The 15,500-nt window shown below is 68.9% G+C and carries 20 protein-coding genes; 13 read left to right on the top strand and 7 right to left on the bottom strand.

Annotation, left to right across the window (positions count from 1 at the left end):
• Window positions 1-41: 41 nt before the first annotated feature.
• Window positions 42-602 (bottom strand): type 1 glutamine amidotransferase domain-containing protein, encoded by a 561-nt coding sequence (locus tag ACODRV_RS16655; protein WP_141627895.1) that lies wholly within the window; start codon window positions 600-602, stop codon window positions 42-44.
• 190 nt (window positions 603-792) lie between these two features.
• On the opposite strand from ACODRV_RS16655, the gene ACODRV_RS16650 reads away from it, so the two are divergent.
• Both ACODRV_RS16650 and ACODRV_RS16645 read left to right on the top strand, forming a co-directional pair.
• Window positions 793-1,062 carry a hypothetical protein gene (locus ACODRV_RS16650; RefSeq protein ID WP_205750790.1) on the top strand — a complete coding sequence of 90 codons (270 nt, stop codon included), beginning with the start codon at window positions 793-795 and terminating at the stop codon, window positions 1,060-1,062.
• Between the two features lie 83 nt (window positions 1,063-1,145).
• Entirely contained in the window at window positions 1,146-1,931 is a 786-nt protein-coding gene (locus ACODRV_RS16645) for a MipA/OmpV family protein (protein WP_488909079.1), read from the top strand.
• A gap of 32 nt (window positions 1,932-1,963) precedes the next feature.
• Here the strand turns inward: ACODRV_RS16645 and ACODRV_RS16640 are convergent, their stop codons facing one another.
• Entirely contained in the window at window positions 1,964-2,632 is a 669-nt protein-coding gene (locus ACODRV_RS16640) for a class I SAM-dependent methyltransferase (protein WP_488909078.1), read from the bottom strand.
• Window positions 2,629-3,534 (bottom strand): NAD(P)/FAD-dependent oxidoreductase, encoded by a 906-nt coding sequence (locus ACODRV_RS16635; protein ID WP_488909077.1) that lies wholly within the window; start codon window positions 3,532-3,534, stop codon window positions 2,629-2,631. The genes ACODRV_RS16640 and ACODRV_RS16635 overlap by 4 nt, the downstream gene beginning before the upstream one ends.
• 99 nt (window positions 3,535-3,633) lie before the next feature.
• Here ACODRV_RS16635 and ACODRV_RS16630 point away from each other — a divergent pair, with 99 nt between their 5' ends.
• On the top strand, window positions 3,634-4,068 hold the full coding sequence (locus ACODRV_RS16630; protein WP_141627900.1) for an RrF2 family transcriptional regulator: 435 nt from the start codon (window positions 3,634-3,636) through the stop codon (window positions 4,066-4,068).
• A gap of 138 nt (window positions 4,069-4,206) precedes the next feature.
• Window positions 4,207-4,416 (top strand): hypothetical protein, encoded by a 210-nt coding sequence (locus ACODRV_RS16625; protein WP_141627901.1) that lies wholly within the window; start codon window positions 4,207-4,209, stop codon window positions 4,414-4,416.
• A gap of 192 nt (window positions 4,417-4,608) precedes the next feature.
• Here the strand turns inward: ACODRV_RS16625 and ACODRV_RS16620 are convergent, their stop codons facing one another.
• On the bottom strand, window positions 4,609-5,505 hold the full coding sequence (locus ACODRV_RS16620; protein ID WP_488909076.1) for a LysR family transcriptional regulator: 897 nt from the start codon (window positions 5,503-5,505) through the stop codon (window positions 4,609-4,611).
• A 118-nt stretch (window positions 5,506-5,623) separates the two neighbouring features.
• Between ACODRV_RS16620 and ACODRV_RS16615 the strand changes: the two genes are divergently transcribed.
• Both ACODRV_RS16615 and ACODRV_RS16610 read left to right on the top strand, forming a co-directional pair.
• Entirely contained in the window at window positions 5,624-6,685 is a 1,062-nt protein-coding gene (locus ACODRV_RS16615) for an NAD(P)-dependent alcohol dehydrogenase (RefSeq protein ID WP_488909075.1), read from the top strand.
• A gap of 96 nt (window positions 6,686-6,781) precedes the next feature.
• Window positions 6,782-7,090 carry a hypothetical protein gene (locus ACODRV_RS16610; protein ID WP_141627904.1) on the top strand — a complete coding sequence of 103 codons (309 nt, stop codon included), beginning with the start codon at window positions 6,782-6,784 and terminating at the stop codon, window positions 7,088-7,090.
• Between the two features lie 7 nt (window positions 7,091-7,097).
• Here the strand turns inward: ACODRV_RS16610 and ACODRV_RS16605 are convergent, their stop codons facing one another.
• Window positions 7,098-7,724: a TlpA family protein disulfide reductase gene (locus tag ACODRV_RS16605; RefSeq protein WP_488909074.1), complete on the bottom strand. Its 627-nt coding sequence runs from the start codon at window positions 7,722-7,724 to the stop codon at window positions 7,098-7,100.
• Between ACODRV_RS16605 and argH the strand changes: the two genes are divergently transcribed.
• Genes argH through lysA form a run of 3 tightly spaced genes read left to right on the top strand, consistent with a single transcriptional unit; the run spans window position 7,723 to window position 10,723 of the window.
• Window positions 7,723-9,153: an argininosuccinate lyase gene (argH, locus tag ACODRV_RS16600; protein ID WP_488909073.1), complete on the top strand. Its 1,431-nt coding sequence runs from the start codon at window positions 7,723-7,725 to the stop codon at window positions 9,151-9,153. The genes ACODRV_RS16605 and argH overlap by 2 nt on opposite strands.
• A 10-nt stretch (window positions 9,154-9,163) precedes the next feature.
• Entirely contained in the window at window positions 9,164-9,400 is a 237-nt protein-coding gene (locus tag ACODRV_RS16595; protein ID WP_141627906.1) for a hypothetical protein, read from the top strand.
• A 21-nt stretch (window positions 9,401-9,421) separates the two neighbouring features.
• Window positions 9,422-10,723, top strand: coding sequence for a diaminopimelate decarboxylase (gene lysA, locus ACODRV_RS16590; protein WP_488909072.1), 1,302 nt, complete (start codon window positions 9,422-9,424; stop codon window positions 10,721-10,723).
• Between the two features lie 94 nt (window positions 10,724-10,817).
• On the opposite strand, the gene ACODRV_RS16585 is transcribed toward lysA, so the two are convergent.
• Both ACODRV_RS16585 and ACODRV_RS16580 read right to left on the bottom strand, forming a co-directional pair.
• Window positions 10,818-11,351: a phosphoribosyltransferase gene (locus ACODRV_RS16585; RefSeq protein ID WP_141627908.1), complete on the bottom strand. Its 534-nt coding sequence runs from the start codon at window positions 11,349-11,351 to the stop codon at window positions 10,818-10,820.
• On the bottom strand, window positions 11,344-12,360 hold the full coding sequence (locus ACODRV_RS16580) for an MJ0042-type zinc finger domain-containing protein (RefSeq protein WP_488909071.1): 1,017 nt from the start codon (window positions 12,358-12,360) through the stop codon (window positions 11,344-11,346). The genes ACODRV_RS16585 and ACODRV_RS16580 overlap by 8 nt, the downstream gene beginning before the upstream one ends.
• Before the next feature lie 68 nt (window positions 12,361-12,428).
• On the opposite strand from ACODRV_RS16580, the gene ACODRV_RS16575 reads away from it, so the two are divergent.
• The 4 genes from ACODRV_RS16575 to ACODRV_RS16560 are packed head-to-tail and all read left to right on the top strand — an operon-like array spanning window position 12,429 to window position 15,372.
• Entirely contained in the window at window positions 12,429-13,139 is a 711-nt protein-coding gene (locus ACODRV_RS16575) for a cell division ATP-binding protein FtsE (protein WP_488909070.1), read from the top strand.
• Window positions 13,136-14,017 (top strand): cell division protein FtsX, encoded by an 882-nt coding sequence (locus ACODRV_RS16570; protein ID WP_488909069.1) that lies wholly within the window; start codon window positions 13,136-13,138, stop codon window positions 14,015-14,017. The genes ACODRV_RS16575 and ACODRV_RS16570 overlap by 4 nt, the downstream gene beginning before the upstream one ends.
• 9 nt (window positions 14,018-14,026) lie before the next feature.
• Window positions 14,027-14,656, top strand: coding sequence for a YdcF family protein (locus tag ACODRV_RS16565; protein WP_141627912.1), 630 nt, complete (start codon window positions 14,027-14,029; stop codon window positions 14,654-14,656).
• A gap of 2 nt (window positions 14,657-14,658) precedes the next feature.
• Window positions 14,659-15,372: a lysophospholipid acyltransferase family protein gene (locus tag ACODRV_RS16560; protein WP_141627913.1), complete on the top strand. Its 714-nt coding sequence runs from the start codon at window positions 14,659-14,661 to the stop codon at window positions 15,370-15,372.
• The last annotated feature ends 128 nt before the right edge of the window (window positions 15,373-15,500 follow it).

Below are 15,500 nucleotides of genomic sequence, written 5' to 3'. Positions count from 1 at the left end.
CGGAGCCGCCGCCGACGTGTGCCTCGGGCCCCATTTCCCGGTCAGGCCGCGTCGTGTCGGCCTTCGGCGAATTCCTCGACCATTTTGGCGCAGAAGGCCGGAAGGTCGTCGGGATTGCGGGACGTGACGAGGCCGTTATCCACGACCACCTCCTGATCGACCCATTCGGCGCCGGCGTTTTCGAGATCGGCCTGAAGCGAGGGCCAGGACGTCATCTTGCGCCCGCTGACGGCCCCGGCGTTGATGAGCGTCCACGGGCCGTGACAGATGGCGGCGACCGGCTTGCCCGCATCGGTGAAGGCCTTGATGAAGCGGATCGCGCTGTCTTCCAGACGCAGCGCGTCGGGATTGATGACGCCGCCCGGCAGGACCAGACCGGCGTAGTCGCCCGCGCTGGCGTTTTCGAGGGTGCGATCCACCGAAACCGTGTCGCCCTTGTCATGATGCTCGAAGCCCTGGATTTCGCCGGCCTTGGGCGAAACGATCTCGACCGTGGCGCCGGCCGCCTTCAGGGCCTCCACCGGTTTGGTCAGTTCGACCTGTTCGAAGCCGTCGGTGGCGAGGACGGCGATGGTCTTTCCGGCGAGAGTGTTCGAAGCCATGAGGCGTCTCCTGTAATCGGGAACAGGTGCGCCAACCGCGCCCGCCGCAGCCGGTTCCGTATCCTGACCGGATTGGCGGCCATCGGGCTCGAGCGGACGTGAGATGCTACTCCCCCTTGACCCCCGCGGCGTCGCTCCCAAATCGCTCGCCCGAAGGACGAGGGGTCCTTCGAAACGCGAGAGGGAGATCATGCAGAAGGTCATCGTTGAACCCGTGGACGGGGGTTGGACGGTGAATGTCGAGGACATCGACAACCCCATGATGTTCGCCAGCGGGCGGGCGGCGGAGGACGCCGCGCGGGAACTGGCCCTGAAGCTGGCCAAGGGCGGGATTGATGTGGAGCTTGAGTTGCGGCTGCGCGGCGGCGAGCGGGCGGCCCGGTTCGTGGTTCTGGCGCCCGTGGAGCACGAGGATCGGCCGCTGATGCTGAATACCGGTCGGCAAGCGGCGATGGCGTGATGCCGCATCGGCAACCGGCGAGCATCCAGGCGTTGTTTCCGGACGTATTCCTGTGTCTCCGACATGATCGAAGGACCGCCGCGATGCTCCGCCCTCTCAGCCTGACGGTCGCCGCATTGGCGCTGACCGCCCTCGCGACCGAAGCCGCCGCGCAGTCCCAGCCCTTTGAACGGGCGGGGCCTCGCCAAGACTGGACCGTGGATGTCGGTGTCGGTGCGATCTACAGCCGGGACGCCGGGGGCGACACGGGCGGTCAGGGGAACGTCATCCCCTACATCGCCGCGAACTGGCGCGACCGGCTGTATTTCAGCCCGTTCGAGGGGCTGGGCTGGAACGTCGTCTATACGGAGACCTTCCGCGCCGGTGTTCAGCTGCGCCCTCGTTTCAGCCCGGAGGATATCGAGGGATTGACGCTGGACCGGCCGGACTTCGGCGCCGACGCCGCCGTCTACGCCTACCAGCGCCTGCCGGGGAATATTGTGGTGGGCGGGCGCATCAGCCGGGATGTGAGCAGGGTCAGCGACGGGACCGAGTATCAGGCCTCGATCGCGCATCAACGCCGGACGCCGGTGGGGGTCCTGAACGCCAGCGCCTATGTGCAGGGCGGCGATCAGAAGCTGGCGGACGCCTATTACGGCGTTTCGTCCGCCGAGGCCCTGACCAACGCCATTTCCGCCTACCGGCCTGACGGAGGCCTTCAGGCCGCCGGGACGACCCTGCTGCTGGTCTCGCCCGTGAGCCGGGACTGGGCCGTCGGGGGTCTGGTGAACTATGAGCGCCGACTGGGCGACATCGCCGACAGTCCGCTGTCGCGAAACGACGACTCCTGGCGGGTGGGGATGTTCGTGTCCCGAAGGTTCGGCGGATAGCAGGCCCGGGGAGACCGGAGCCCCGCCCCCTTTTATCCCCGCGCCACCCACCCCCTGAAGGTGAAGGCGGCGTAGAACAGCTGCACGTCCGTGAACCCCGCCGCCCTCAGATGGGCGACTTCCGTGTCAGGGGTCTGAAGCGGCAGGGCCTCGCCGATGGCGTGGGCGTTCGCATGAGCGCGGTCCGGGTCCAGGCCATTGTCGGTCGCGAAGGCGGCGAAGCGATTGAGCCAGACGGCGCGTGCGGGGCCGTCGGGCATGCTGTGGTGGGCGAGAATCAGGGCGGCGCCCGGTTTCAGGCGGCGGCGGATCTCCGACAGGGTGGCGATGCGCTCGGGCTCCGGCACGAAATGCAGGGTCAACAGGCAGGCTGCGCCGTCGAACGGGCCGTCCGGCGCGTCGGCGACATAGCCCTCGCGCAGGTCCGCGCGGTCGGCCATAGGGCCGAGAGTGCGGGCGGCGAGCTTCAACATCCCGGCCGACGGATCGACCCCGGTGAAGCGCCAGCCGGCGCGGGCCTCGGCGAAGGCGCGCAGTTCCATCCCGCCGCCCGCGCCGACAACCAGCACATGGCCGTCGGGCGGAACGGTCTCGTCCAGCAACAGGCGGGCCATGCGGTGCAGATCGTCCAGACCGGGGACCAGACGACGCGGCCCCTCGGCATAGCGGGCGACGGCCTCCGGATCGTCGAAGCCGCTCATGCGGCCGCGTCCTGAACCAGAGCGCGATGGGCGGCGACGCCCGCCATGACGCCCGCGGCCGAAGCCATGGTGGCGTTGAACATCTGTGTAGCGGCGTCACCGGCGGCGAAGACGCCGGACACGCTGGTCTGCTGCATGGGATCGACGCGGATGTAGGCGCCGGTCATGCCGTCCTCGAAGGCGCAGCCCAGCTGTTCGGCGAGAGGACTGGTCACATGGGTGCGCGGGGCGGTGAAGACGGCCTCCGCCGGGACATCGCGGCCGTCGGCGAGACGCAGAGCGGAGATCGCCGTTCCCTCCCCCAGCAGCTCGACCACCGGGGTGCGCTCGATGATGACGCCGCGCGCGGCCAGGTGGGCGCCTTCTTCCTCGGTCGGCTCGAACTGCCCCTGGGTGAAGAAGGTGGTCGGGCCCCAGTCGGGCAGCATCAGGGCCTGATGCACGGCGCCCGGTACCGTGGCGATCGCGGCCAGACGACGGTCGCGGACCTCGTAGCCGTGGCAATAGGGGCAGTGCAGGACGCTGACGCCCCAGCGCGGGATCATGGACTCCAGCGGCAGGGTGTCGGTGACGCCGGTGGCGAGGACCAGCTTGCGGGCGAAGACCTCGGTGCCGTCGGACAGGGTCAGGGTGAAGCCGTCGGCTTCGGCGCGGGCGGTCAGGGCCTCGGCATGGGCGAAGTCGACCGTGGGATAACGAGCCAGCTGGGTCAGGCCCTGGCGCATGATGTCGACGGGCGGGACGCCGTCCTGACCGAGGAAACCGTGGGAGGCGGCGGCGAAGCGGTTGCGGGGTCGGCCCGCGTCAATGACCAGCAGGGGGCGCCGCGCCCGCGCCAGCTGCATCGCCGCCGACAGGCCGGCGAAACTGCCTCCGACCACGATGACGTCGTACCGATCCATGGGAGCCTCTCGTAACTCATGATGTTGCGAGAGATATAAAGCGACCCGCCAGTCACGCAACTTCTTTTGTTACGTGTCGCGAGGCGATAGGGTGACTTCATGCCCGCCGACACCCGCCTGTCCCGCATGCTGCACGTGCTGATCCACATGGATCACATCGGCGCCCCCGTGACCTCCGAGGCGATCAGCAAGATGATCTCGACCAACCCGGTGGTCGTGCGCCGGACCATGGCCGGGCTGAAGGCAGCCGGGTACGTGACCTCGGACAAGGGGCACGGCGGGGGCTGGGCGCTGGCGCGATCGCTGGATGAGGTGACGCTGCGCGACATCCACGACGCCCTGGGCAGCCCCAAGCTGTTCGCCATCGGACTGGCGGACGACAATCCGCGCTGCTTGGTCGAAAAGGCGGTGAACGCGGCGATGGACGAAGCGATGTTCGAGGCCGAGCGACGGCTGCTGGACCGGTTCGGCGAGGTGACCATCGGCAGTCTGGCCCGCGAAGTGGCGGTCGCGCGAACTGCTGAAGGCATGTGATCCGATCCTTGGTATCGGCAGGCGGCTGTTCCGGCGGTCCGTTCCCAACTCCAGAGCTCCGGGTCGGGCCGTCGTCGCGGGCGGGCATGTCCGGTGTCCGACTTAGGAACGCCGCCCCCGGCATGGCGTTCGGCATGCATGACACAGTTCAGACTTCACCCCGTAGAGCAGGCCTTCGCCCTGGCGAAAACCGGCCAATACCGGAGCCGCAGCGAGATCGCGCGGGCCATGGAAAAGAGCGGCTACACCATGGCCGACGTCAACCAGCTGGAGGGCACGTCGTTGACACGGCAGCTGAATGGCCTGTGTCGCGCGGCGCAGGCGGACATGGCGAAGACGGCGGCGTGAGGCGTATCCCGGCATTGCTTGCGGTGACCTTCGGCCTGTCCGGCGGGCTGGTCGCCTGTGGGGAAAACAGTCCCTCGGCGCCCGCGGAGCATTCGCCGGCGGTGTCCGAGCCGGTGGACGGCGTGCCGCCACAGGCGGCGGATGAGACCGCGCCGATGGCGCCGACGGCCGAACCGACGACGCCTTCTCGCGTCAGCCCCCCCGATACCGCAACGCCTCCACCAGCAGAGTGAAGGCCGGCGTCGGCTGGCGGCGGCTGGGATAGTAGAGGTGATAGCCCGGGAAGGGCGGTCGCCAGTCCTCAAGCACCGGGACCAGACGCCCCTCGGCAATGGCCGGGGCGACGACATCGGCCATCAGGAAGCCCAGCCCCATCCCCGCCTCGGCCGCCTTCTGGATCAGGGCCATGTCGTTGAAAATCATTTGGCCCTCGACGCGGACATTGAGCTGGCGCCCGTCCTTCTCGAACTCCCAGACATAGAGGCCGCCGCGCGTCGGAAGGCGCAGGTTCACGCAGACGTGGTCATTCAGATCATGGGGTGTGACCGGCTTCGGATGCGCCGCGAACCACGAGGGCGAGCCGACCACCACCATGTTCACATCCGGGCCGATGGGGACGGCGATCATGTCCCGCTCGACCTGTTCGCCCAGACGGACGCCCGCGTCGAAGCGGCGCTCGACGATATCCGCGTAGCCCAGCTCGGTGGTGATCTCGACCTTCACGTCCGGATACATGGGCAGGAACCGCTCCAGCACAGGCCAGAGCAGGGTGTGGGCGGCGTGTTCGCCGGAGTTGATGCGGATGGTGCCGGACGGGCGGTCGCGCAGTTCGCCCAGCGCCTCGATGCGGGTCTCGATATCGGCGAAGGCCGGACGCAGGGTCTCCAGCAGACGCTCGCCCGCCTCGGTGACCGAGACCTTACGCGTGGTGCGCAGCAGCAGGCGCAAGCCCAGCCGGGCCTCCAGCCGACGGATCGTATGGCTGAGCGCCGACGGCGACAGGCCCAGCCGGAAGGCGGCCTTTGTAAACCCCCGCTCTTCGGCCACAACCATGAAGACCGCCAGGTCACCGAGCTCGTCACGCTTCATTGCTGAATCCAATTCATAGGTTCATGCGGACCATTACATCTAATCGCGCGACCCGGCGCGGCGTATCTTTCGCTCATCAGGGCCGTCCACACGCGCCCTTCGACTTGCTGGAGCCCCCATGAAAACCTTCGGATACGCCGCCCCCGCCGGCGACAAACCCCTCGCGCCGTTCAGCTTCGAGCGCCGTGATCCGCTGGCGACGGACGTGGCCATCGACATCCTGTACTGCGGCGTCTGCCATTCGGACCTGCACACCGTCCGCGCCGAATGGGGCGGCACCCTTTATCCCTGCTGCCCGGGCCACGAGATCGTGGGGCGCGTAAGCGCCGTCGGCGGTCAGGTGACCCGCTTCAAGGAAGGCGATCTGGTCGGTGTCGGCTGCATGGTCGACAGCTGCCGCACCTGTCCGTCGTGCGTCGCGGGCGAGGAGCAATACTGCACCGGCACGGGCGCGGTCATGACCTACAACGGGCCGGACAAGGTTCTGGGCGGCCACACCTTCGGCGGCTACTCCAGGCACATCGTGGTGGATCAGGACTTCGTGCTGAGCATCGGCCATGATGAGAGCCAGCTGGCCGCCGTCGCGCCCCTGTTGTGCGCCGGAATCACGACCTACTCGCCCCTGCGCCACTGGAAGGTCGGCCGGGGCCAGAAGGTCGGGGTGGTCGGTCTGGGCGGTCTGGGCCACATGGGCGTGAAGCTGGCGGCGGCCATGGGCGCGGAAGTCTGGGTCTTCACGACCTCGCCGGGCAAGGCGGAAGACGCGGCGCGTCTGGGCGCCAAGGGCGTGGTCCTGTCGAAAGACAAGGCCGACATGCAGGCGCACATGGGCACCTTCGACTTCATCCTGAACACGGTGGCGGCGTCCATCAATCTGGACCCCTATGTCAGCGCCCTGAAGCGCGACGGGACGATGGTGCTGGTGGGCGTGCCCGCCGAGCCGCACCCGTCGCCCTCGGTCGGCAACCTGATCTTCGGCCGCCGCTCGATCGCCGGCTCGCTGATCGGCGGCATCGCCGAGACGCAGGAAATGCTGGACTTCTGCCGCGACAACAACATCGTCTCGGACGTCGAGATTATCCCGATGGATCAGATCGAGACCGCCTATGAGCGGATGATCAAGGGCGATGTGAAGTATCGCTTCTCCATCGACATGGCCTCGCTGACCGAAGCGGCCTGATCACGGGACCCGCGGCGGCGTCGACACTGACGTCGCCGCAACCCGGCGGGGCGAAGCGGCGTTAACCGCCCAGGTTCAACCCCGAAGGATAACGCCATGCGTGTTCGTATCGCTGCCCTGACCGCCATCGCCGCCCTGTCGCTGGGCGCCGCCGCCTGCACCCAGTCCGAACAGGAGCAGGCCGAAGCTGACGCCGCCGTCGCCGCCGACAAGGCCGGGGACATCGCCGCCCAAACGGGCGAGGTGCTCGAGGCCGGCGCGATGAAGGCCGCGCAGGCGACGGAAGAGGTCGCGGGCAAGGCCGCCGACAAGCTGGAAGACAATCAGGCCGAAGCCGCCGCCGAAGGTCGCCCCGGCGCGGTCAATCCGGCGACGGACGAGCGCGTCCCGGCCCCCGCAAACTAAGGAAAACTCAGGCCGGCTCCGCGAGCAGGGCGTCGATCAGCGCCTTCGCCTCGGGGCTGGCCCAGTCCGCCTCGCCCGAGAAATACGCGCGGATACGCCCCTGACGGTCCAGCAGCACCGTCTGGGGCATCTTGCCCTTGCCCGGCAGTTCGAACGGCAGCTGGAATTTGGGATCGCTGTACATCGGCAGCGGCTCATGGACGTCGATGAAGCTGCGCGCGTCAGCGATGGCGTCGGGCGTGGCGTCGACATTGATCGGCAGGACCACGACATCCCGCCCGGCGTAGTGTTGCGACAGTGTCGCGAGCGTCGGCATCTCGGTGCGGCAAGGCGCGCACCACATGGCCCACAGGTTCACCACGACCACCTTGCCGCGGAAATCCGACAGGCGCGTATCGCCGCCCTCGCGGGTCTTGAAGACATAGGCCGGGGCCTGTTCGAGGGCCGCCGGGGTCTCCAGACGGGTGATCGTGCCCGTCGCGAAACGGGCCAGTTCGCTTTTCGCGGGCGGTTCCGGCGTTGCGGCTTTGTTGATCACCCCCGGATTGGCGTATAGCAGCGCCGCGCCGCCGCCGATCACACCGACCAGCAGCACGCCCACGACCGCGCCGATTATCGCTTTCGAGATAGCCATGTCCGACCAGACGCCCTCCGATCCCGCGACCAAAGCCCCCGGGGGCGCCAAAGGTCAAGACATGTGGGGCGGTCGGTTCTCGGCCAAACCGGCCGAAATCATGCAGGCGATCAACGTCTCCATCGGCGTGGATCAACGACTTTGGGCCCAGGACCTGGCCGGATCGCGGGCGCATTGTCGCATGCTGGCCGCGCAGGGGATCATCCAGCAGGCCGACGCCGACGCCATTCTGGGCGGGCTGGACGCCATCGAGGACGAGATCCGCAACGGCAGCTTCGCGTTCCGCGACCAGTTCGAGGACATCCACATGAATGTGGAGGCCCGCCTGAACGAGCTGATCGGCGCCCCCTCGGGCCGTCTGCACACCGCGCGCAGCCGCAACGATCAGGTGGCCACCGACTTCCGCCTGTGGGTGCGCGACGCCTGCGACCGGCAGGTGGTGCAGCTGAAGGGGCTGCAGAAGGCCCTGCTGGCGCGCGCCGAACAGCATGCGGGCGACCTGATGCCGGGCTTCACCCATCTGCAGACCGCGCAGCCGGTGACTTTGGGCCACCACCTGATGGCCTATGTTGAGATGTTCGGTCGCGACGCCTGGCGTTTCGCCGACGCCCGCACGCGGATGAATGAGAACCCGCTGGGCGCCGCGGCGCTGGCCGGTTCGCCCTTCCCCATCGACCGGCACATGACCGCCTCGACCCTGGGCTTCGACCGTCCGATGGCGAACAGCCTGGACGCCGTGTCGGACCGCGACTTCGCGCTGGAGAGTCTGGCCGCCGCCTCGATCTGCGCCGGGCACCTGTCGCGTCTGGCCGAAGAGATCGTGGTGTGGATGACGCCGATGTTCGGCTTCGTCACCCTGCCGGACGACCTGACCACCGGCTCGTCGATCATGCCGCAGAAGCGCAACCCCGACGCCGCCGAACTGGTGCGGGCCAAGACGGGCCGGATCATGGGCTCGCTGGTCGCCCTGTCTACGGTGATGAAAGGCCTGCCGCTGGCCTATTCAAAGGACATGCAGGAAGACAAGCCGCCGGTGTTCGAGGCGTTCGACGCCCTCGATCTGGCGCTGGGCGCCATGACCGCCATGGTCGCGGCCCTGATCCCGAACACCGAAAAGATGGCCGCCGCCGCCGGCGCGGGCTTCTCGACCGCGACCGATCTGGCCGACTGGCTGGTGCGTGAACTGAACCTGCCGTTCCGTCAGGCGCACCATGTGACGGGCGCGGCGGTGAAGCGGGCCGAGACGCTGGGCGTGGACCTGTCGCAACTGCCGCTGGAAGAATTGCAGAAGCTGCATCCCGGCGTGACCGAAGGGGTGTACAAGGTGCTGACGGCTGAGGCTTCCTGCGCCAGCCGCCAGAGCTTCGGCGGTACGGCTCCGGATCAGGTTCGGGCGCGTGTGGCCGAATGGAAGATGCGGCTCGCTTAGGGGATTTGAGATGAAAAAGCTTGTCATCGCGGGCGTCGCCGCCCTGATCGCGGTCTCGGCCGCCGCCTGTGGCCGCATGGCCGATCTGGACGCTCCGCCCGCCAAACGCACCGAGCGCGGCATGCGCGACGAGCGCGCGCCGGGCCTGCCCGAGCCCGCCACCGTCAATCGCCCGAACCGCGAGCAGCCCATCGACGGCGGCCCGAGCTCCAGTCCTTTCGGCGGATCGGGCAACAGCCCGCGCTGATCCTCTCCCCGGGATCCTGACTTGAACCATTTCGAACTGATCGACGGCGTTCTCCACGCTGAGGCCGTGCCCCTGCCCGTCATCGCCGAGGCCGTCGGCACACCGGTCTATGTCTATTCGACCGCGACCCTGACCCGGCACTACGGCCTGTTGCGCAGCGCGCTGGACGACCACAAGGGCGCGCTGGGCGACAGCCTGATCGCCTTCGCGGTCAAGGCCAACTCCAACCTGTCGGTGCTGGCGACGCTGGCGAATCTGGGCTGCGGCGCGGACACGGTGTCGGAAGGCGAAATCCGCCGGGCGCTGGCGGCGGGCGTGCCGGCCAACAGGATCATCTTCTCGGGCGTGGGCAAGACCGACGCCGAACTGGCCTTCGCCATCGACGCCGGGGTGCGCCAGATCAACGTCGAGAGCGGCGCCGAGCTGGATCGGCTGATCCAGGTCTCATCGTCGCTCAAGCAGCGAGCGACCGCGTCGCGAGCGGTAGCGACCCCTTCGATTGCCGTGCGGGTCAATCCGAACATCGGCGCGGGCGGTCACGCCAAGATCACCACGGGCGGGGCGACCGACAAGTTCGGCGTGCCGATCGAGGAAGCCATCGACCTGTATGTCCGCGCCACCGCCTCCGCGCATGTGACGCCCGTGGGACTGGCCTGTCACATCGGCAGCCAGATCGTCGATCTGGCCCCCATGGAAGCGGCCTTCCGCACCCTCCGGGGCGTGGTGGAGACCCTGCGTGCCAAGGGCTGCGAGATCACCCGGCTGGACCTCGGCGGCGGACTGGGCGTGCCCTATCACGGCCAGACGGACCTGCCCTCCATCGCCGATTACGCCGCAATGTGCGCACGGGTGCTGGACGGTCTGGGCGTCGAGGCGGCGTTCGAGCCGGGCCGCCTGCTGGCCGCCAATGCGGGCGTTCTGGTCAGCCGCGTCATTCAGGTGAACCAGCGCGCGGACGGACGACGGTTCCTCGTTCTCGACGCAGGCATGAACGACCTGATGCGTCCGGCCCTGTACGACGCCTTCCACGATCTGGTTCCGGTGCAGCCTCGCGAGGGCGAACGGGCCGCCTATGACCCGGTCGGGCCGATCTGCGAGTCGACGGACATCTTCGCCCGGGACCGCATGCTGGCGCCGCTGGAGGCCCGTGATCTGGTGGCCTTCCTGAGCGCGGGCGCCTACGGCGCCGTGCTGTCGAGCGAGTACAACTCGCGGCCGTTGGTGGCCGAGGTGCTGGTGGACGGCGACCGCTGGGCGGTGGTGCGGCCGAGGCCGAGCTACGAAGAGATGTGGGCGCGGGAGCCGAAGGCGGAGTGGCTTTGAAGAAGGCAGTAGGCAGATAGGCAATAGGCAGTAGGGGATCGCCCACACCTACGCCTTTGTGCCTACTGCCTAACTGCCTATTGCCTATCTGCCTTCAATCCAGAGCACAAACATCCGGCAGGCCGCGCAGGGCGCCCGCGTGGTCCAGTCCGTAGCCGACGAGGAACCGGTTGGGGGCGTCCCAGCCGACGAAGTCGGGTTCGGGCGCGCGGGGGAGCGGCCAGGGCTTTTTGGCGAAGACCACGGTCAGGACTTCCGACGCGCCCTTTTCCTTCGCGATACGCACGGCCTCGGCCAGCGACAGGCCCGTGTCGAAGACGTCGTCGATGATCAGGACCCGCCGGCCCTCGATGGAGCGCTGAAAGTCGGCGTAGACGTCGATCTTGCCCCGGCTGGATTGTTCATCGCCGTAGGAGGCGAGCCAGAGGGCGTCGAAGCGGACGTTGCGTCCGATGCGCGACAGGGCGCGGGTCAGGTCGGCGGCGAACCACAGGCCGCCGGTCAGAAGGACCGCGGCGACGGTCTCGTCGTCGATGACAGGGGCGATCTGCGCGGCGAGGTCGGCGACGATGCGTTGCACCTCCGCCTCGGGGAGCAGCACGGTGGGCGTCGGGGAGGTGTCAGCCATGATCCCGCGATACCGCCCGAGGGGCGTGCGAGTCGAGAGCCCTTTCAGCCGGAGCCGGCACGGCGTCGATCGGCTGCATCTCCGGGGGCACAGGCACGCCGGGGTTCAGGGCGCGCCGAAGGGCGCCGGGGCGCGACCCTGACGCGGGGCGAAGGCTTGAGGCGTGATCCACCGCCGGTGTCGGCGCATGGGCCGGATCAGCGGGCGCGGCATGGTCCGGCGCGGGCTCATGCGAGGGCGTCGGGGCATCGGTAGGGGTCGGGGCGTGTCCGCCTGCATGAGCCGGTGCATGGGCGGCAGGCGCCGGGCGGGATGCGGGAGCGTCGAGCACGAAGGCCAGATCGACCCCCTGACCGCGCGCGCCGGGATCGGGAATGATGACGGCGAAGCCCTGCACCTTGCCGGGCAGGACCGGGGCGGCGTCGATGTTGACCACGGCATGGCCGATCTCGGCGCCGTGCGCATCCAGCAAGGCCACGCGGACCGGCGGAGCGACCCGCTCGTTGTCCCGCACATTGCGCAGGGCGCCCGAGACGATGACCTTGCCCGGATCATTCGGAAGGGGACGGGCGCTGACAGCCTCGAAATCCAGACCGGTCGGGTTCACCGTCAGACCGACGGCGGCATAGGCGGCGGCGGTGCGCGGCGCCATCTCGACCACCTCGACCCGGAACAGCCATGCGGCGCCCAGCAGGGCCGCGAAGCCGGAGGCCACGCCCGCCCAGAGCACGCCATGGGTGGCGGCGCGACGCAGACGACGCTGCTGCTCGGCTCGGGCGCGGAAGGCGCGCGGCAGTTCGGGAGCCGGGGTCTCGGCCAGGGTTTCGGGCGCGGGCTCCTCGCGACGGAGGGTGACGACCTCGTCGGCGGTGGACAGGTCCAGCGGTTCATCGAGGGTCGCGCGCCAGGTGTGCTTGCACGTCTTGCAACGCACGGTCCGGCCGTTCGCCCCGATCGCTTCGTCCGGGGTGAAATAGCTGGTGGCGCAGGACGGGCAGGTCAGTATCATAGGCGCCGACTGCGAGGCTCTTCGCCCCTCCCCCGTTCGCGGCACGCCGCGTACTGATCCAAGAATTGATGTCCGTCCAACCCCGTCGCGCCGCCGATGCCGCCTCGTCGCCCGCCACCGCCCGCCTTCGCGGCGTGGGGTTCGGCTATGAGGAGACGCCCGACGTGCTGCGGGACGTTAACCTGATTTTGCCCGCGGGCTCTTTCCACTTCCTTACCGGGCCGTCGGGCGCCGGAAAGTCGACGCTGCTGAAACTGCTGACGCTGGACGTCCGCCCCCGGGAAGGGACGCTGGAGCTGTTCGGCGAGGAGGCCGGAGCGGCCCCGCGCTCGGCGCTGCCGGACTTCCGCCGCCGGATGGGGGTGGTGTTCCAGGACTTCCGCCTGCTGGACCACCTCAGCGCCTGGGAGAACGTCGCCCTGCCGCTGCGTCTGGCGGGAGTGAAGATCGCCGACTACGCCGACGACGTGCATGAGATGCTGGACTGGGTCGGACTGGGGGAGAAGATCGACTCCCGTCCCGCGGCCCTGTCGGGCGGCGAGAAGCAGCGGCTGGCCATCGCACGGGCCGTGGTGACCGGACCGGACCTGATCATCGCCGACGAGCCGACCGGCAATGTCGATGCGGCCATGGCCGGGCGGCTGCTAAAGCTGTTTCAGTCGATGAACCGGTTGGGGACGACGGTGCTAATCGCCAGCCATGATGCGGACCTGGCGGCGCGCTCGGGCGCGACGGTGCTGACGCTGGCGAACGGGCGACTGACGGGAGGACAGGCATGATCGGTCGCTTCTTCCCGCAACGGGCGCCCATCCTGCCGCGCGATACGGGCGGCGAGCCCTGGCTGGCGACGGTGATCGCCGTGCTGTGCTTCCTGGCCTGCGTGTCGGCGGTCGGGGCCCTGGCGGCGGACCGCGCGGCGCATGGCTGGGCCCGTGCGCTGGGCTCGGAAGCGACCGTGCAGGTGCGTCCCCGCGTTGGCGAAACCGGAGACGCCGCCGCCGCCCGCGCCGCCGAGACGCTGGCCAGCGTGACCGGCGTGGACGAGGCCGAGGCCATGGATCGCAAGGCCGCCGAGGATCTGCTGCGCCCTTGGGTCGGCGATGCGGTCCTGCCGGACCTGCCCCTGCCCCATCTGGTGACGGTGCGACTGAACAGGGAGGCGCCGGCCAGCGCGGTGACGCTGAGCCGGGCGCTGGCGCAGGCCGGTGTGGACGCCAGCGTGGACGACCACAGCCTGTGGCGCGGCGAGGCCGAGCGGTCGGCGGGGTTGATCACCCTTCTGGCGGCGCTGGCCTTCCTGCTGACGGCGGGCGCGGCGGGCGCGGCGGTGGCCTATGCGACCCGCGCCGGGATGGCGGCGCAGGCCTCCGTCATCCAGACCCTGAGCCTGAACGGCGCCTCGGACGGACGCATCGCCGGACTGTTCCAGCGGCGCTACGGCCTGCTGGCGGCGGGCGCCGGTGCGGCGGGCGCGTTGGCGGCCATGGGAGCGGCCGGCCTGATGCGGCTGGTCGGCGGCAGCGACGGCCTGTCGCCCGCCCTGCCGATCGCCTGGAGCGATGTTCTGATCCTCTCGCCATGTCCGCTGCTGGCGGCTACGGTAGCGGTTGTCGCCGCGCGCTTCACCGCGCTGGCGCGGCTGAGGGGGCACAGGTAATCTAACGGCATGAAGTTTCTGACTTTCATAGCCATTCTGGTGCTGATCTGGTTGATCGGCCTGTTCGTGTTCGCCGACCGGGTGCGCGGCTACACGCCCGCGCCCGAGCCGGAACGCGCCGACGCCATCGTCGCCCTGACCGGTCCGTCCGCTGAACGTGTGAACGCCGCGATCCGCCTGCTGGAGCAGGACAAGGGCGACCGGGTGCTGATCTCAGGGGTGAACCGCGAGGTCCGTCGTCAGGAACTGCGCGCCCTGACGCCGGGTTCGAACCGTCTGTTCAACTGCTGCGTCGATCTGGGCTTCGAGGCCGAGGACACCGTCGGCAACGCGCAGGAGATCGCCGCCTGGGCCGAGGCCAAGGGCTACAGGAGCCTGATCGTGGTCACCTCGGATTACCACATGCCGCGCGCCCTGACCGAAATCCGCGCCGCCGCACCGGGCGTAGAACTGACAGCCTATGCCGTAGAGACCCCGTCGCTGGATAACTCCGGCTGGTGGCGGGCTGCGGTGACCGCCCGGCGCATGACGCTGGAATATCTGAAATACCTCGCCGCCCTCGGCCGCTTCGCCGTGGGCAAGCTGACCGGCGAGGGCCGCACGGCGACGGATGCCGCGCCGGAAGAAAAGGCCGCCTGACCTTGCTGATCCTGCGTTCGCTGCTGTTTACGGCCTGGCTTTACCTGTCGATGCCGATCTTCGCGATCGGCCTGTCGCCCGCGCTGCTGGCCCCGCATCGGTACGCCATGGCTGTCATCAGGATCTGGGCGCATTTCGTGCTGTTCGGCCTGCGCTGGATCGCCGGGATCAAGGTCGAGGTGCGCGGGCTGGAGCATCGCCCGACCGGCCCGGCCCTGCTGGCGCCCAAGCATCAGGGGATGCTGGACGTGGTCGCGCCCTTCACCTTCATGAACGACCCCTGCTTCGTTCTGAAGAAGGAGTTGATGGTCCTGCCCTTCTTCGGCTGGTTCGCCTGGAAGACCGCGATGATCCCGGTCGACCGCTCGGCCGGTTCGACCGCGCTGAAAAACATGGTCAAACAGTCGCGCGCCCGGCTGGCGGATAACCGCCAGATCGTCATCTTCCCGGAAGGCACCCGCAGCGCGCCGGGCGCTCCGGCCGACTACAAGCCGGGCGTGGCCGCCATCTATCGCGATCTCGACGTCGCCTGCTGGCCCGTCGCCACCAACTCCGGCTGTCACTGGCCCGCCCACGGCTTCATCTATCGCCCCGGCACGGTGGTGTTCGAATTCCTCGAGCCGATCCCCGCGGGCCTGAAGCGCGCCGAGTTCATGAAGCGGCTGGAAGACAGCGTGGAAACGGCGTCGACGGCGTTGCTCGGCAAGAGCGAATAGTGATGCGGAAGGGGCGAGCCTCAGCGGCCTGCCTCGGGTTCGCGACCCTGCTCGTCGCCGCGGCGCAAGCGCAGGCCTGCGAGATTATCGTCTCTGCCCAACCGCGGCGCGGAAGCGCTCCGCCGTCG

The organism is Brevundimonas sp. FG8 (assembly GCF_057808845.1).
This window is presented reverse-complemented; position numbering and strand designations above follow the sequence as displayed.

Excerpts from the sequence above, each read along its gene's own strand:
- ACODRV_RS16640 (WP_488909078.1), bottom strand. The coding sequence starts at position 2,632 with ATGAGCGGCTTCGACGATCCGGAGGCCGTCGCCCGCTATGCCGAGGGG.
- ACODRV_RS16625 (WP_141627901.1), top strand. The coding sequence starts at position 4,207 with ATGACACAGTTCAGACTTCACCCCGTAGAGCAGGCCTTCGCCCTGGCG.
- ACODRV_RS16610 (WP_141627904.1), top strand. The coding sequence starts at position 6,782 with ATGCGTGTTCGTATCGCTGCCCTGACCGCCATCGCCGCCCTGTCGCTG.
- ACODRV_RS16620 (WP_488909076.1), bottom strand. The coding sequence starts at position 5,505 with ATGAAGCGTGACGAGCTCGGTGACCTGGCGGTCTTCATGGTTGTGGCC.
- ACODRV_RS16650 (WP_205750790.1), top strand. The coding sequence starts at position 793 with ATGCAGAAGGTCATCGTTGAACCCGTGGACGGGGGTTGGACGGTGAAT.
- ACODRV_RS16595 (WP_141627906.1), top strand. The coding sequence starts at position 9,164 with ATGAAAAAGCTTGTCATCGCGGGCGTCGCCGCCCTGATCGCGGTCTCG.
- ACODRV_RS16605 (WP_488909074.1), bottom strand. The coding sequence starts at position 7,724 with ATGGCTATCTCGAAAGCGATAATCGGCGCGGTCGTGGGCGTGCTGCTG.
- ACODRV_RS16585 (WP_141627908.1), bottom strand. The coding sequence starts at position 11,351 with ATGGCTGACACCTCCCCGACGCCCACCGTGCTGCTCCCCGAGGCGGAG.
- ACODRV_RS16580 (WP_488909071.1), bottom strand. The coding sequence starts at position 12,360 with ATGATACTGACCTGCCCGTCCTGCGCCACCAGCTATTTCACCCCGGAC.
- ACODRV_RS16575 (WP_488909070.1), top strand. The coding sequence starts at position 12,429 with ATGTCCGTCCAACCCCGTCGCGCCGCCGATGCCGCCTCGTCGCCCGCC.
- argH (WP_488909073.1), top strand. The coding sequence starts at position 7,723 with ATGTCCGACCAGACGCCCTCCGATCCCGCGACCAAAGCCCCCGGGGGC.
- ACODRV_RS16570 (WP_488909069.1), top strand. The coding sequence starts at position 13,136 with ATGATCGGTCGCTTCTTCCCGCAACGGGCGCCCATCCTGCCGCGCGAT.
- ACODRV_RS16655 (WP_141627895.1), bottom strand. The coding sequence starts at position 602 with ATGGCTTCGAACACTCTCGCCGGAAAGACCATCGCCGTCCTCGCCACC.
- ACODRV_RS16615 (WP_488909075.1), top strand. The coding sequence starts at position 5,624 with ATGAAAACCTTCGGATACGCCGCCCCCGCCGGCGACAAACCCCTCGCG.
- ACODRV_RS16565 (WP_141627912.1), top strand. The coding sequence starts at position 14,027 with ATGAAGTTTCTGACTTTCATAGCCATTCTGGTGCTGATCTGGTTGATC.
- ACODRV_RS16645 (WP_488909079.1), top strand. The coding sequence starts at position 1,146 with ATGCTCCGCCCTCTCAGCCTGACGGTCGCCGCATTGGCGCTGACCGCC.
- ACODRV_RS16635 (WP_488909077.1), bottom strand. The coding sequence starts at position 3,534 with ATGGATCGGTACGACGTCATCGTGGTCGGAGGCAGTTTCGCCGGCCTG.
- ACODRV_RS16630 (WP_141627900.1), top strand. The coding sequence starts at position 3,634 with ATGCCCGCCGACACCCGCCTGTCCCGCATGCTGCACGTGCTGATCCAC.